This window comes from Blastocatellia bacterium, from assembly GCA_025055075.1.
GTDB lineage: Bacteria > Acidobacteriota > Blastocatellia > HR10 > HR10 > HR10.
Genome location: JANWYV010000054.1, coordinates 23,646 through 38,414, shown reverse-complemented (window position 1 = coordinate 38,414; position 14,769 = coordinate 23,646). Strand labels below are relative to the sequence as shown.

Annotated in this window: 14 protein-coding genes and 1 pseudogene; 4 read left to right on the top strand and 11 right to left on the bottom strand. The window is 61.1% G+C overall.

Annotation, left to right across the window (positions count from 1 at the left end; genetic code table 11):
- Nucleotides 1-2: 2 nt before the first annotated feature.
- Entirely contained in the window at nt 3-1,436 is a 1,434-nt protein-coding gene (locus NZ746_12585) for a hypothetical protein (protein MCS6818193.1), read from the bottom strand.
- Between the two features lie 88 nt (nt 1,437-1,524).
- Here NZ746_12585 and NZ746_12580 point away from each other — a divergent pair, with 88 nt between their 5' ends.
- The 4 genes from NZ746_12580 (at nt 1,525) to NZ746_12565 (ending at nt 4,656) form a co-directional block, all read left to right on the top strand.
- Nucleotides 1,525-1,950 carry an acyl-CoA thioesterase gene (locus NZ746_12580; GenBank protein MCS6818192.1) on the top strand — a complete coding sequence of 142 codons (426 nt, stop codon included), beginning with the start codon at nt 1,525-1,527 and terminating at the stop codon, nt 1,948-1,950.
- Between the two features lie 47 nt (nt 1,951-1,997).
- Complete coding sequence (locus NZ746_12575) at nt 1,998-2,873, top strand: DUF4115 domain-containing protein (protein MCS6818191.1); 876 nt, start codon at nt 1,998-2,000, stop codon at nt 2,871-2,873.
- A gap of 94 nt (nt 2,874-2,967) precedes the next feature.
- The gene (locus NZ746_12570) at nt 2,968-3,648 is read left to right on the top strand and encodes a hypothetical protein (protein MCS6818190.1); all 681 of its coding nucleotides are present in this window, start codon (nt 2,968-2,970) and stop codon (nt 3,646-3,648) included.
- A 54-nt stretch (nt 3,649-3,702) separates the two neighbouring features.
- Entirely contained in the window at nt 3,703-4,656 is a 954-nt protein-coding gene (locus NZ746_12565; protein MCS6818189.1) for a deoxyhypusine synthase family protein, read from the top strand.
- A 12-nt stretch (nt 4,657-4,668) separates the two neighbouring features.
- On the opposite strand, the gene dcd is transcribed toward NZ746_12565, so the two are convergent.
- The 10 genes and pseudogenes from dcd to NZ746_12515 all read right to left on the bottom strand — a co-directional run bounded on the left by dcd (nt 4,669) and on the right by NZ746_12515 (nt 14,722).
- Nucleotides 4,669-5,259 (bottom strand): dCTP deaminase, encoded by a 591-nt coding sequence (gene dcd, locus NZ746_12560; protein ID MCS6818188.1) that lies wholly within the window; start codon nt 5,257-5,259, stop codon nt 4,669-4,671.
- A gap of 21 nt (nt 5,260-5,280) precedes the next feature.
- The gene (locus tag NZ746_12555) at nt 5,281-6,807 is read right to left on the bottom strand and encodes a hypothetical protein (GenBank protein MCS6818187.1); all 1,527 of its coding nucleotides are present in this window, start codon (nt 6,805-6,807) and stop codon (nt 5,281-5,283) included.
- Between the two features lie 333 nt (nt 6,808-7,140).
- Nucleotides 7,141-7,539, bottom strand: a pseudogene (locus tag NZ746_12550) (hypothetical protein).
- A gap of 86 nt (nt 7,540-7,625) precedes the next feature.
- Complete coding sequence (locus tag NZ746_12545) at nt 7,626-8,048, bottom strand: OsmC family protein (protein MCS6818186.1); 423 nt, start codon at nt 8,046-8,048, stop codon at nt 7,626-7,628.
- A 72-nt stretch (nt 8,049-8,120) separates the two neighbouring features.
- On the bottom strand, nt 8,121-10,202 hold the full coding sequence (locus NZ746_12540) for a M28 family metallopeptidase (GenBank protein ID MCS6818185.1): 2,082 nt from the start codon (nt 10,200-10,202) through the stop codon (nt 8,121-8,123).
- A 96-nt stretch (nt 10,203-10,298) separates the two neighbouring features.
- On the bottom strand, nt 10,299-11,327 hold the full coding sequence (locus tag NZ746_12535; GenBank protein MCS6818184.1) for a ThiF family adenylyltransferase: 1,029 nt from the start codon (nt 11,325-11,327) through the stop codon (nt 10,299-10,301).
- Between the two features lie 20 nt (nt 11,328-11,347).
- A complete protein-coding gene (locus tag NZ746_12530; protein ID MCS6818183.1) occupies nt 11,348-11,707 on the bottom strand; it encodes a rhodanese-like domain-containing protein in 360 nt (119 codons plus the stop codon).
- Between the two features lie 28 nt (nt 11,708-11,735).
- Nucleotides 11,736-12,032 carry a MoaD/ThiS family protein gene (locus NZ746_12525; protein MCS6818182.1) on the bottom strand — a complete coding sequence of 99 codons (297 nt, stop codon included), beginning with the start codon at nt 12,030-12,032 and terminating at the stop codon, nt 11,736-11,738.
- Nucleotides 12,033-12,059: 27 nt separating this feature from the next.
- Complete coding sequence (locus NZ746_12520; protein ID MCS6818181.1) at nt 12,060-13,322, bottom strand: threonine synthase; 1,263 nt, start codon at nt 13,320-13,322, stop codon at nt 12,060-12,062.
- 437 nt (nt 13,323-13,759) lie between these two features.
- A complete protein-coding gene (locus tag NZ746_12515; protein ID MCS6818180.1) occupies nt 13,760-14,722 on the bottom strand; it encodes a threonine/serine dehydratase in 963 nt (320 codons plus the stop codon).
- Between the last annotated feature and the right edge of the window lie 47 nt (nt 14,723-14,769).

The following is a 14,769-nucleotide window of genomic DNA, read 5'->3' as shown; positions in this document are numbered from 1 at the left end:
TCTCATCGAGTCTCGCGCTGCTCTGAGATGGGGATCACACGAGGCGGCATTGCCAGGGCGCGCTCGCGGATCCCTTCTTCTCGTGGAGCGAGCTTGCGGCTCGTCCACAAGATGCGTCGCAATCGAGGCCAGCGATCCGCTAATTGGTTCGGCAAGCCCTCCACGACGAGCACGTCTGCTCCACGACGCTCGATGTAGACGCGCCCCTGATCCGTCTCCCATGCTCGCCCCGACGCCTCCAGCCCGTAAGGGATCTCGCGCGCCATCTTATAGCGGCGCATCGTGCGACGTCCGTATGCATCAGCGAACTCGCGAGCCTCGGCCTCGCTCTCCCACGTGGAGAGGTGAACGAGGATGAGGTGTCCTGTGCGCGCGTCCTCGTAGAGCGCGAATTGGTCTCCCTCCCATCCTTCCGCCGCTCGTTCGGCCGTTCGTTTGTCCACGTACTCCTGAAGGATGAGGCGGTATCCGAATTCGCCGTTACGATCAGCCATCCGCTTCCGCACGGACCGACCAAGAAGAGAACGAATCTCGTTCAAGCGGATGCGAATGGGGCGATCGCGGGAGAAGAATTTCTCCGGATGAAGGATTTGCTCAGTCGAATCCGGCGGATCGGCATATGCGCGGGAGACGCGCGTCCATGACTCCCGCCGCACGAGATATTGGACGAAGGCCGTCCCATAGGTGTAGGGGAACAGCAAACTCTCACGCACGGCCGCAGGAGCGCTTTGCAGGACTCGACTGCGATCGTCGTCCATCGCCTGAAGCTGCTCGAAAATGGCTGTGAGAGGGACGGGGATCGAAGTCAAATCTAGGCCCTGGGGCTTCAGTATATAGGTGAGCATCACCCCCATGGCCTCGCCCTCGATCAATGCATGCACGGCGAGATCACGATCGCTCTCGCCTTTCGGGCCGTCTTCGAAGCGCGCGAGGTTGAAATGCTGATCTTGAAGGGCGTGGACCAACTCGTGCACCATGACCAGACGTTGTTCCTCGAACGTCAGCCAATCGGCCAGATAGAGCGTCTTCGTCTTCGGGCGATAGTATCCGGCGACCTGCTCGGTCAAAATCCGCAGCAGGAGATCGCGATAGTCGAACCCACGCGGTGCCAGGCCGAAGGCGATGAGGACCTTCGCCGCCGCATCGAATTCTTCAGGAGAGATCCGCTCGTTCAAATCTTCCACCAGATGGCGTTCGATCTCCGCGCGGGATTGGATGCCGGCCTTGACTGGATGTCGCACCGAGAGCCCGCGAAGACGGCTGACTTCGGCCAGAACCTCCTCGACCACATTCAAAGCGCTCGGGCGAGTCGTCTGCCTCAAGGCCGAGAGCCGATCTGGAGAAGAGGCGGCTGACAGCAAAAGGAGCGCGAAGCACCCAGTCACCCATGCGATTCGGCGTCGTGAGAGAGGCGAGATGGAGCTTCGTTTTGACATCTTCGTGCCTTTCGCTCTACATTTCACTTCGTTTGTAACCGAAGTCGGAGGGTTTGTCAAACGTCGGCTTTCGCGAGGAGAAATGGGCATGGATGAGGGGCGTCGAGATCCGGTCGAAGTGGCGACGCGGGTGCGCTATGCGGAGACCGATCAAATGGGCGTGGCCTATTACGCGAATCATTTCGTTTGGTTCGAGGTTGGACGTAGCGAGTTTTGTCGACAGCGCGGGTTCGCCTATCGGCAGCTTGAGGAGGAATGGGGACTCTACCTGGTCGTGGTCGAGGCGCGGTGTCGGTATTTAGCGCCAGCCCGCTACGACGATGAGATCATCATCCGCACCTGGCTCGGGGAAACGCGCAAGCGTTCGTTGAGCTTTCGCTACGAGATCCTCGGAGAGGATGGGCGGAAGCTTGCCGAAGGAGAGACGGTCCACGTTGTCGTGGATCGGGAGGGACGAGCGCGAACGCTCCCGCCAATTTTCATCGAGCGCTTGCGTCGCGGAGCGGGTGCTTGACAGCTCAAGGGGGGCACGGCATATTTTAACAGCGTTGGAGAGGGGAAATGCAAACGGAACGGCTGACGCTCGGCCAAGAATTGAAGCGCCGTCGCGAGGCCCGAGGGATCGAATTAGAGGATATTTCGAATGCCACGCGGGTGGCCGTGCGTTTCCTCCGTGCCATCGAGGAAGATGACTTTCAGTCCCTGCCGGGAGGACTCTTCACTCGTTCCTTCATTCGCACCTATGCCCGTCATGTGGGGATGGATGAGGAGGAAGCGATCGCCCGATATTACGAACAAACGGGACAGGTACGAGAGGACGTCCCACGATACCCCTTCACGACCGTAGCGGCCGAACGCGCGCGCTCCATCTTTTGGACTCGGGTCGTCGTCGTCCTCTTCGTTGTGGGGGTCTTGGCGCTAGGCGGATATGGGGGGTGGCATTACTGGCAGCGAGAGGGAAAGCAGTTGTGGGAGAGCTGGAGAGCGAGTCGCGCACCCGTTGTTTCTCCCGAGGAGCAGGAACCAACTCGCCTCCCAGAGTCGGTTCCCACGCCGGCAACCCCATCGGTGTCTTCTTCTGACGTCGCTCCAGTAGCTCCATCGGATTCTGTGAGCTTGGAGGGGGCTGCGGCTGCCGCTTCTCGCGAGCAAGTCCCGAGCGTACCTGCCACTCCATTGGAGGTCCGGCTGGAGGCGACGGGGAATTGTTGGATCTCGGTTCAAGTGGACGATGAGCCCAAGCCTCGACAGGAGATGCTGCGCGCTGGCGATGTCCGCACGTTCACACCGAGGAAACAGGTACGCTTGTCAGTGGGGAGCGTTCCTGCTCTGAAAGTGACGATCAATGGGCAACCGGCGCGATTGCCCTCGGTGGGCCATGTCGCCCGCGGAGTGATCATCACGCCGGAGAATGCGCGACAATTCATCACGCCGTGAGCCGCGAGGGGAATTCTCCCTCGGTGGGACGTCGCAGAAGGCTCAGGACGCATCTAAAGATAGTGGCGTTTCACTTCACCATGAGGAGGAAACGATGATGAAGCGCTTTATGGCACTTGGTTTGATACCCACATTCGCGCTTTTGGCTGGGCCGCTCACCGTGAGCAAATGGGAAGCCGCTCGCCCGCTGGGCATCGCGGCTGCGCAGGGAAGCGTTCGAGTTCCCGTGGATACGCTCTTTCGGCTGCGACTGCGACAGGGGCTCAGCTCTCGGACGGCCCAGAAGGGAGACACCTTCATGGCGGAAGTCATCGCTCCTGTTGTCGTCGGTGATGTAGTAGCTGTGCCCGTCGGAAGCATCGTGACCGGGCGCGTGACTTCTGTCACGCGAGCGGCGCGGCGGCGAAGCGGTACGATCGCCGTCACGTTCGAGGAGCTTCAGCTCCCATCGGGGCAGAAGTATAAGATCTACGGTTCGCTCGCGAGCTTGGAGACCCCTGAGGGAGAGAAGCGCCAGGTTGGGGAGGAAGGAGAAGTCAAGGGCGGCTCATCCATCAAGCGCGACGTCGTCTTCATCGGTGGCGGCGCCGGTGTAGGAGCTGTCATCGGCGCTGCTGCGGGTGGAGGGAAAGGGGCAGGCATCGGCGCAGCCGTCGGTGCGGGCTTGGGCACAGCCGCTGCGCTCCTGCGCAAAGGGGCTGAAGTCGAAGTCCCGTCGGGGACGGAGATCGGCATGGTGCTGGACCGCGAGCTGATCCTGCCGAGATCACGGTGAATCTCTCGCTCGGGGAGGGGGGAAGTCCCTCCTCCTTCGCTGGGCGGTCGTCGGATGAGCATCTACGAGCAACGTCCGATTGATCTCACACCGCTTCGCACCTATCGCCTCGCCGATCGCCCGAGTAAGGTCACGATTCGCGAGTTCGCGCGGCCCTATAAACCAGGGACATCGCTGAAGACCTTTCTCGATAGCCTTCCACGCATACTCGCTGGGGAGGATTTTCGAGCGATCGTCGCGAGCATTCAGCGGGCGCGGCGGCGAGGGAAGCCAGTCCTTATGGGCCTAGGGGGACACGTCATCAAATGCGGTCTGGCGCCGATCCTGATTGATCTTGTGCAGCGGCGGATGATCACCGGTGTGGCCATGACGGGGGCCGGGGTGATTCATGATTTCGAGATCGCGCTTTGCGGAGCGACTTCCGAGGATGTGGAAGCATCGCTCGGAGAGGGGCGATTTGGCATGGCTGAGGAGACGGGCCGCTTGATCAATGAAGCCATTGGCGAGGGGTTTCGGGATGGCCTGGGGATGGGCGAGGCCATCGGGCGTGCTTTGTACCGGCTCGATCCTCCCTACAAGACCTTCTCGCTCCTTTATGCCGCGTATGCCGAGCGCGTGCCGATGACCGTACATATTAGCCTCGGCGCGGACATCACGCACATTCATCCTTCGGCAAGCGGCGAGGCCATTGGCGCCACCAGCCATCGCGATTTCCGCCTCTTCTGCTCCCTTGTGCGAGAGATGGAGGGCGGCGGCGTCTATCTCAACGTGGGCTCCGCTGTGATGTTGCCCGAAGTCTTTTTAAAAGCCGTCACCGTCGTGCGCAATCTCGGCGTGAAACTCCACGACATCACGACGGCGAACTTCGATTTCATCCAACACTACCGCCCGATGACGAACGTCGTGCGACGTCCGGTCGCCGGCGTAGGCCGCGGCTTTGCCTTGACGGGGCATCATGAGATTTTGATCCCGCTTCTGGCTGCCGCCCTCATTGAGGGAGGCGAATAAGGAACATTGTCTTCAAACCTTCGGCGGAACCAATCCGGTTTGATCCTGGTATTTCCCCTGTCGGTCTTCGTACGAGACCTCGCACTCCTCATCGCTCTCGATGAAGATGATCTGTCCGATGCCCTCTTCGGCGTAGATACGGACGGGGAGATCGGCGGAGTTCGAAATCTCCAGCACTAAGCGGCCTCGCCAACAGGGTTCGAGCGGCGTCGCATTAATGATGACTCCCGAGCGCGCATAGGTGCTCTTGCCGAAGGCCAGGCCGATCACCCGCCGCGGAATATTGAACGTCTCGACTGTGACGCCGAGAGCGTAGGAGAGCGGAGGCAAGAGCCAATACTGCGATCCGTCCTCGGCCGTGCGCAACGGGGCTTCGATCAGGCTGCTCGTGTCGAAGTTCTTGGGATCAATCTCTCGCCCCTTGATCGGAGAGAAGATGAAGAAGCCGTCCTTGGCGAGGCGAATGTCATACCCGTAGCTGGAGAGGCCCGCGCTGATGATCCGCCGACCTTCGACTTCGCGAATCAAGCGCTCCTCGAAGGGGACGATCATGCCGTATTCCAAAGCCATCCGACGAATCCACTTGTCCGATTTCACCGGCATGGCGACCTCCCGAGACTCAGATTAAGACGATGGGGCGATCGGATGATCAATTTCCGCCATCACCTGTTCGATCGTCATTTGCGCCAATTTGGAGAAGAAGGGGATACGCCAAAGCGATCGCCGCCGATCGCGCGAGGCATCCCAAAGGGCCAACGTCGTCTCCCAAATCGCCCGGGAGACATTCCGACGACGGGCGAGGTGAAGCGAGAGTTTGGCCGTCAGCGCGAATCTCCGGATCAACAGCTCGCGGTGAGGTTCAAGCACCTTCTCGACGAACGCGCGCACGGTCTTCCGCGATAGGCGGAGGCGACCACGCGCTCGATGGAGTCCCTCCTGCACGACGAAGTCGTGCGCGGCGGGCACATCGAACCACCATTCGGAGAAGGGAAGCACAGTGAGCAACCGATCCGAGGCCGCCAAAAGCTCCGCGCGATGCCGACGCACTTCTGTCAGTAGGAATCGCGGAAATTCCGGACGATATTCCTTCGGCGTGAGATCATCCTCCCCGAAGATCCGCCGGCGGAAGGCGAATTCCGGGCAGATGAGCGCACCATGGCGTCGCGCGGCGAAGAGAGCGTCGCAGACGAGCGCGCGCGCGTCATCGTAGCTCACCGGGATAAGCGGCATCTCGCGATGCAGCATGGTCACGGCGTGGCGATACGCGCGCTCAGTGAGCTTTCGAACGCTATAGCATTCTTTGATCCCCTCGCATTCGTTCAACATGAACAACGCCACTTCGTATCGGCCGCCTTCCCCTTCGCGAGCGATCAGCAGGAGCTGACTCCCATAACCGTCAATGTGCGTGAGCCAGCATTCTCGCACCCGTCCGATCGCGGGAAACAAGGGCTGCGCTGCGAACCCCGCGGTCCGCAGTTTCCGCAGCGCGCGCTCGATCTCTCCCCGTAACGTCTGACGGTGATTGAAGAGCGTCTCCAGGACGAAAACGGCGCGCCCTGAGGGAATGCGCGCGATCTCCGCGATGGCCATCCGTGCTAGTTCCGCATCGTGGGATTCGGCCACCGTGGCCAGAAGCGGCAACGCTCGTTCATCACCTCTCTCGCCGAAATAGCTCAACCATCGTCGCTGCGATGTCCGATCCCATTGCCCGAGATTCTCGACGATCGAACCGATAGCGTTCTCGTCGTTCTCCAGGCCATCCAACAGCCACTCGATGAGCGTATGGATGATCCCTTGCGGATCATTGAAGGTAGCGGCGAGGCTCGGGGAGGAGAGATCTATCCCGTGGCGGAGGAGGAAGGGAAGAAGCTCGATCTTGACCTCGTCCGCAACCGAGGGATCGCGCATGAGCTCCAGGACGCCTTCGACAACTGTGGGATCCTCGAGTTTTTCAATGACGAAGACGATGAGGGAGGCGAGTTCCGAATCTCGCGTGTTGCGCAGTTTCTTGAATAAAAGCGGGATGATGCGCGTGTCCTCGCGCTCGATCCGTCGTGCCAACTCGGCGACACGCGCATCCCATTGATCCGGGGGCAACGTGCTCTTCAAGAGCCGATCCAACTCGCTCACGATCCGGAAGTAGCTGTGCATAGGTCGCTCCCTCAGCTCGATCCTGTGCAATGGTGCGTCGCGTCCATCCGAAAGACTTGGGACGAATGCCGGGGCCTCCGGGGACAACGACGCGGACTCTTCCCACTGCGACCGGAACGATCGCGTCCCGGTCCTCGTGCCGGTCATGCTCACGCCGAATCTGTCGCATCGGCACCGTGCGAATTAGAATACGCTTCGGCCATAGCGTCAAGTGCTTCGGCCTCATCCGAAATCGTGGCACGAGAGCACGGGGGCGTTCGGATCTCGCTCGACTTCTTCCAGCGTGCGCCCGGAGAGCGCCGAGCGCGGTTCCGCTTCCGTGATCGCCGGTGCTTCGCGCGCCTCCTCATCGCGCTCTTTGATGAGGAGCCATTCCTTTTCCGTGCGCCCCTTCAAGCGAACGAGCGCCCATCGGCCATGCAGTTTTCGCCCGTACAGGACGAATTTCAACGTCCCGGCCCGCAGCGCGCGCATCGGATCCTGGTCCGGCGATAACATCTCCCAGCGCCCATAATCCCACACGATGACGGTCCCGGCGCCGTAATTTCCCGGCGGGATCTTTCCCTCGAACGTCGCGTATCCCAAAGGGTGATCCTCCGTTTGAATGGCCAATCGTCGCTCCCGCGGCGAGAGCGACGGCCCCTTGGGAATCGCCCACGAGACGAGCACGCCGCCGATTTCGAGACGAAAGTCGTAGTGCAAACGCGAAGCGTGATGTTTTTGCACGACGAAGATCGGGGGCGGGAGATCAGGAAAAGGACGGCGCGCGTCTTCGGAAGGACGCTCGACGATCTTCCGATGTTCCTGAGACGCCGCGCTCATGAGGCCACTTCCTCCTCCTGGATCTCGTAGGTCATGGTGACGGTCGTCGCAGCACCGAGCATCGCTGAGACGCTGCAATATTTCGTCTCAGAGAGGCGGATGGCTTCTCGCACAGCTCCCTCAGAGATCTGGCGCCCGCGCACGATGTGTCGCACGACGATGTCCTGCCAGATGCGGGGATACTCCTCGCGCTGTTCGGCGGAGACACGCACTTCGTAATGCGTGACCACTTGCCGCTTCTTCTTCAGAATAGTCGCGACATCCGTGCCCGTACACGCGCCCAGGGCGAGCAAGAGTAACTGCATGGGGCCCGGAGCGCTGTCCCGCTCTCGGTCAGCGTCAATGACGATGGCCCGACCACTCGGCGAGTGACCGACGAAGAGCCGTTCATCGGCGAGGACGACTCGAACTTCTTGCATACGTGCGCACCTCCTTTCCGAAGACCCATCCCAGTAGCGGAGAGGGGATCAGCATCGCTCCGGCGGATCGGCTCATAGCTTCCACCGGACAAGCCCGGCTTCGATGAGATTTCGCACATAGTGTTCGACGCGTTCCAGCGTCACCGTCCCATAGTAGTGAGCTCCGGCGCGGCGTGCTTCCGCATCCACAGCATTGTAGATGTCCAGGACCGATCGCGAGCCATCAATGAAATTGAGCACCTCGAAGGCCATCAGTGGGTGCAAGCCCTCCACGTTGCGGACGCGATGACGCCGCTCCAAGAATTCGGCTGGCCCGGCGGCGAGGACGGGGATCTTCCGCGCCAATTCTTCCTCCTTCGGAGAGCGGACGAGCGAAGGAGCGCGCGCTTGTCCCGTGATCTTCACATAGTATCGCTCCAAATTCGAGAGCGCTTGGGCTTCTCTCTCTGCGAGCATGGTCTTGAAGTGTTCGACGAGCCCTCGGGCTTCGGGGACCGGGCGAAGGATGGACTCGAGCGCCAGGCGTTCGCGTGCTGCGGCTTGGAGGATCTGATTTCGAGCGCGCCCGAAGGCGAACGTCTTGTCCGGCTCGTGCAAGACCATTTCGAAAGCCAGGCGCTCATCGAAGGCCATCCGCTCGAGCGCTCGCGTGAAGACCTCCGTTGCGAGGATGCGCCCGCGTTCCGCGTCAAGTGAGGCGATGAAGTAGGCGATGGCGGCGGCAGCGAACGTATTCCGCTGCAATTGCGTGCGATCGATGTTCCAGAGGTCGTCGTCCGTCGTGTGAATATAGTTGTCGGGCCAGTTGGTGAAGGTGATCCCTGGAACGCCGATCGGCGCTTCGTTGAACGTCATGTGATCGGTGTTGTTGTGGAAGGGGATCATCTGCGCGTTGTAGCGATGGCGCGTTCCGAGATGCGCGAGGATCGGCTTAGGATAAGGAAAAGGCGATCCCGCTTGGAATTGCGCTAACTGCGAGGTATTGCTGGTGACGACGAATTCAACGACGCGCTCGGCGACATCCGTCAGGAAGTGGCTGCGCGAGAAGGGAACGCGCGTGATGTTCTGAACCCGCAGCAAGTCCTGTCCCTGATTGGCGCCGATCATGTCCAGATTGATGTTGACGAGCATTCGTCGCGGCTCATCCGGGTGATCGGCGAAGTATTGTCGTGGGCCGGAGATCTCCGTTACCCACCAGAAGCGAATGTTGCGGCGCGGTCGTCGAATTTTCCCTTCGCGAATCAATTTCGTGAGCGCGCGCGCGATCTCCAAAAGGCCCGCGCATCCGCTGGCATTATCATTGGCGGAGAATTTCTCCTCCTGCAGATGCGCCGTCAGCACGATATCCTGATCCGGGATCTCAGTGCCACGGATGAACCCCTCGACCATGACCTGCCACTTCTCCGGAAGCACTTCAGCTTCGATCCGCGCATGAACCTTGACCGGTCCTTGAGCGAGCCGCCGACGCAGCATCAAGCCTTGCCGAAGTGAGAGCGAGAAGGCGAATGTCCCTTCCTTCCCATCCGCACTTCGAAGGGGGATGCGCACCCATCGAATCTGATCGGGGAAATTGATGCTGTTCAGCGGATATTCGGTCGCCGAAGGATCGGGATAATACACGATCCCCAACGCGCCGCGCTTCCACACGGCTTCCTCCATCACGCGATCGAGCGATCCATAGGCGAGGACGATCTTCCCCCGCACGTCCTTCCCGACGTAATCCTTTTCTTCCAAGCCCGCTCCGACATCGACCAGTTCCGCGCGGACGTCGGCTGAGCGGCTGTTGTCAGCCACATGGACATGGGTCTGCAAGAAATCGGCCAGGCGTTGCCATTCCGGCTCGATCATCCACAGCTCCGCACGTCGCACCTTCCACGCCTCCAGCGGATATGGCTGCTTGATCAACCTCACGTCTTCCAAGCCATATTCCCGCGCCTTTTGCTCCGCATATTCCGCCACGCGCATCAATCCTTCCGTTCCTCCTCGCGGTCGGTGGAAGAGCGTGAAGTATCGGATGTGCTCGTAGGCGATGTCGCCGGAGATCTCATTGACGAGATAACGATATTCCGCGTCGGTGAGGAGTGGTAATGTTTGTGCCGGAGCAGCAGAGAAGATCAGAAGGGCGAGGAGAATGCCCGCCATACCTTTCCGCATCGCCGTTCCTCCCAATTGGTGAACCATGGCGGCACAATAATACGCATCCATCGAGTCTCGGGCAAGGGAAGGTCAAGCCGCGGCGTTCGAGGAGCCTCAAATCCCGATATATCGGGCGTAGAGACTTCGAGCCAGCGCCATATCCTCCGTCCCTTTGACGATGCAATGCCCGTCCGGAAAGAGATTCAGTTCATAGCCGTTCACACGAAAGATGAGGAGGAACTCTTTGAGTGTCACCTCCCCGAGCGGCTTCAAGCGTTCGGCGATCTCTCGCAGATCGAGCGAGGCGTCGCCGAAACTCGAAATGTGAACGGCATTCCGTCCGCACAGCGTCAGAGCCGATTGCCGCACGCTTGCTTCCAGGAATTCGAACCGCCGGTGACGGCAGGCCGGACAATCGGCGCTCTCGCGCACTTTGCGCAGGCTCACGCGATGGAAGGACGTCTCCCACACGTCCACTTGAATCAGCCCTTCGTGTAGCTTCTCGACGCGCCCGATGAGCAGCTTGAGCGCCTCCGTCACCTGGATCGAGGCGATGGTGAGGATGATGGGAAGGATGATGCCCGCCGTATCGCAGGTGGGAGAAGATCCGGGCGGAGGGATCTTCTCGAACACGCACCGCAAGCACGGCGTGATGCCCGGACGAATCGTCATCGTGAGCCCATAGGAGCCAACGGCCGCGCCGTAGATCCAAGGCTTCCCGTGTTTGACGCACGCGTCGTTGATGAGATAACGCGTCTCGAAATTGTCCGTGCCATCGAGGACGACGTCCACATCGGCGATCAGCCGTTCGATGTTCTTGTAGTTCACGTCGGCGACGATGACCTCTGTGCGCACATCGGAATTGATGCGCTCAACGCGCCGCGCGCACGCGACCGCCTTGGGGAGCCGTTCCGCAGCATCGCGTTCCTCGAACATGATCTGTCGGTGCAGGTTGGATTCCTCGACGAAATCGCGATCCACCAGCCGCAAGAACCCCACGCCCGCGCGCGCGAGCATCTCCGCCTGCGCGGCGCCGAGCGCTCCGCAGCCGATGATGACGGCGCGACTCTGGAGCAAGCGCTCCTGTCCCGCTTCGCCGATCTCTCGAAAGAGGATTTGCCGCGAGTACTTCTCTCGATTCATGCCCCTCCCGATCGAAGAAACTATCGGATTCTCCCTTCCTCCGTCAATTCCTCGCTATGCGCTCCATACTGTGGAAGCGAGGGATCAATGCGCGCAGCCCACGCTCGGATCCCACCACGCAGAATTCGAACGCGTTCGAACCCCAGCTCCGCGAGCCAAGCCGCGGCGAGCGCACTTCGCACGCCCTGATAGCAATAGAGGACGATCTCAGCACGCGGATTCAACTCGCTCGCGCGCCACGGAAGCTCGGGCCATGGGATCAACCGCGAGCTGGGGATGCAGCAATAGGCATGTTCGTCCGGCTGTCGCACATCCACCAGAAGGATGGCCTCCGGACGTTCCTCCAGAAGGGCCTTCAATTCCTCAGGCTCGATCTCCATCGGCCGCGTGCGAGCGCACGGGGCCGGGTCAGCGAAGGAGGAAGTGCCCGCTCCCCCCCGCGATGGCGGGGATGATGGAGACTTCCGTGCCATCTCGCACCTCTGTCGCCAGTCCGCTCAGAAAGCGAATGTCCTCGCCATCCACGTAGATGTTCACGAACCGTCGAAGCTGCCCATCGGGTTCGCGCAAGCGCTCAGTGATGCCCGGATACTGTCGCTCTAACTGTTCCAGGACCTCGCCGACAGTTCCGGCCGACAGTTCGATCACATCCCGGTTCTCCGTGAAGCGTCGGAGCGGTTGTGGAATCCGAACCGTCACGCTCATCGTCTCCCCCCTCCTGCTGGCAGAGATTCATATTCCCTCTCGGAGCAATCGTTCGACTTCAGTGATCTTCGGAGCAATAGCGATAGGAGGCGATGCTGTGAGGGCCTCCGTCGTCTTGAGGCCGTTGCCGGTGATGGCCAAGACGACCGTCTCATCAGGGGCCAACCACCCTTGCTCGACGAGCTTCTTCGTCGCGGCGACGGTCACCCCTCCGGCCGTCTCCGTGAAAATCCCTTCCGTCTCGGCCAACAAGCGGATGCCTTCGAGGATCTCCTCATCGGTGGCGTCTTCGGCCCAACCGCCGCTCTCGCGAATCGCTCGCGCGGCGAAATAGCCATCCGCCGGGTCACCGATAGCGAGCGAGTGCGCGATCGTCCGCGGTTTCACCGGACGAATCGTCTCGCTCTCCTCTTTGACGGCGGCGACGATCGGGTTACACCCTCTCGCTTGAGCGCCGAATAGGCGGGTGCGGGTCGGCGGGATCAGACCAAGGCGCTGTAGCTCCCCAAACGCTTTGTGAATCTTCGTCAGGAGCGAACCTCCGGCCATCGGGACGACCACCGCGTCGGGAGCGCGCCAGCCCAGTTGTTCGGCGATCTCAAATCCGACCGTCTTCGAGCCCTCCGAATAGAAGGGGCGAAGGTTGACGTTGACCAATCCCCAGGGCAAGGTGTAAACGATCTCACTGCAGAGGCGATTGACATCGTCATACGTGCCGCGAATGGCGATCACGCGCGCCCCGTAAATCTGCGTGCCGAGGATTTTCGCCTGTTCGAGCGTCTCCGGGATGAAGATGTAGGCCTTCAATCCCGCGCGCGCGGCATTGGCTGCAACCGAGTTGGCCAGGTTCCCCGTCGAAGCGCACCCCACCGTATCGAAGCCGAATTCGCACGCTTTGGAGAGCGAGACGGCGACGACGCGATCCTTGAAGGAGAGCGTCGGATGACACACGCCGTCGTTCTTGAGGAAGAGGTTCTTCAACCCGAGCGCGGCGCCCAGGCGAGGAGCGGGCACGAGCGGCGTGCCTCCGGTCTCGACTCCCACGCGCGGCGGCGCATTCAAGGGCAGCAGTTCCCAATATCGCCACATCGTCGGCGGACGCGAGAGGATGCGCTCGCGGGAAATCACGCGCGCGAGCGCATCGTAATCGTACTCCACTTCCAGAGGACCGAAGCACTCCTCGCAGATCGCCACGGGTTGCTCCGGATATGTCGCGCGACACACCCGACAGCGCAATCCAGTCACATAACTTCGCGTTTCCGCCTCGACGGCATTAGTGGCGTATGCCATCGTCCTCCTCCTTAAAAGAAATCTCGCGCCCGCAGGCGTGAGATTTCGTCTTCCACCAGAACTCGCTCCGAACAACCCGTTCTCCCTCACCGAACATCAATCGCGATGAATCGCCTCGCCTGTGTAAATGACACAGGCTACGCACTCGCACCGAATCTGTCAAGGTCCGCCCGTGATGGGCGGACTCGTTCCCCGGCTCGAGAGCGCAAATGAACAACGGATGATCCGTGCGGCGATCGCAAGGGAACGACACGAGCGACTCATCTCGGATCGCCTCGGTTACAGAGGTGATCTCCTCTGTCGAGCCGCCCTCTTCTCAATTTGGAGAGGCGGCCTCGCCTTCAGCAAGACGCGAGGGCGTTCACGGTGCTCATGAGCGAGGCGATCTGAAGCGGCGGCATAACTCGGCGTGGTCCTCGACGGCGATGAGCCCGGCTTCACGCCACGAGGAGTTGGCGCAGGGCGACGAGCGTGATATTACCGCCGGAGAGATCGAGTACGACCTTGCGTCCGCACAATCGGTCGCGGATCCGAAGGGCGGCGGCCAAGGGCGCGGCTCCGGCAGCTTCGACGAGATTATGGGTCGCTTCCATCATGAGGAGCATGGCGCGACGAATCTCGTCTTCGCTGACGAGGACGAAATCGGCGAGGTTCTCGCGCAGGATGGCGAGCGGCAGCTCGAAGCCGACGCGAGTCGCCAGTCCCTCGGCGAACGTGTTCATGAAGTCGGTCGCGACGACCCGTCCCTCGCGCCAAGAGAGATAGGCGGCCGGGGCCGCTTCGGATTGGACGCCGATGACTTCGATCTCCGGATTGAGAGCACGAGCGGCGATGGAGATACCGGAAGCGCCGCTGCCGCCGCCGACGGGGACGAGGATGACCTCGACGTCCGGCAGGTCTTCGACGATCTCCAAGCCGATCGTTCCCACGCCCGCGATCAAGTGCGGCTCGTTCGCCGAGTGGATGTACCGATACCCCTCGCGCTCAGCTAACGCCTCGACGTATTCGCGCGCCTCGTCGAAATCTCTCCCGTGGACGATGATCTCCGCGCCGAGGCGCTCGATGGCCTTCACCTTATCGGGATTACTGCCGACGGGCACGACGACGCGCGCTCGCACGCCGAAGAGTCGCGCGGCCCATGCGATGGACTGACCATGGTTCCCCGTCGAAGCTGTGATGACGCCGCGTCGTCGTTCCTCCTCGCTCAGACGCGCGATCAGATTTACCCCGCCGCGCACCTTGAACGCCCCGATCGGTTGATGGTTTTCGTATTTCACGTACACCTCGGCCTGGAGCAGCTCGCTCAATCCCGGGCACGGATACAGCGGCGTGCGGGGAAGATACCGACGGATGAGCCGTTCGGCATCGAGGATGTCGAGGATCGTCGGAATGGCGTGCATGCGCTCTCTCCTCCCGGCGAATCTCAGCGCCTGATTGTGCCATATGG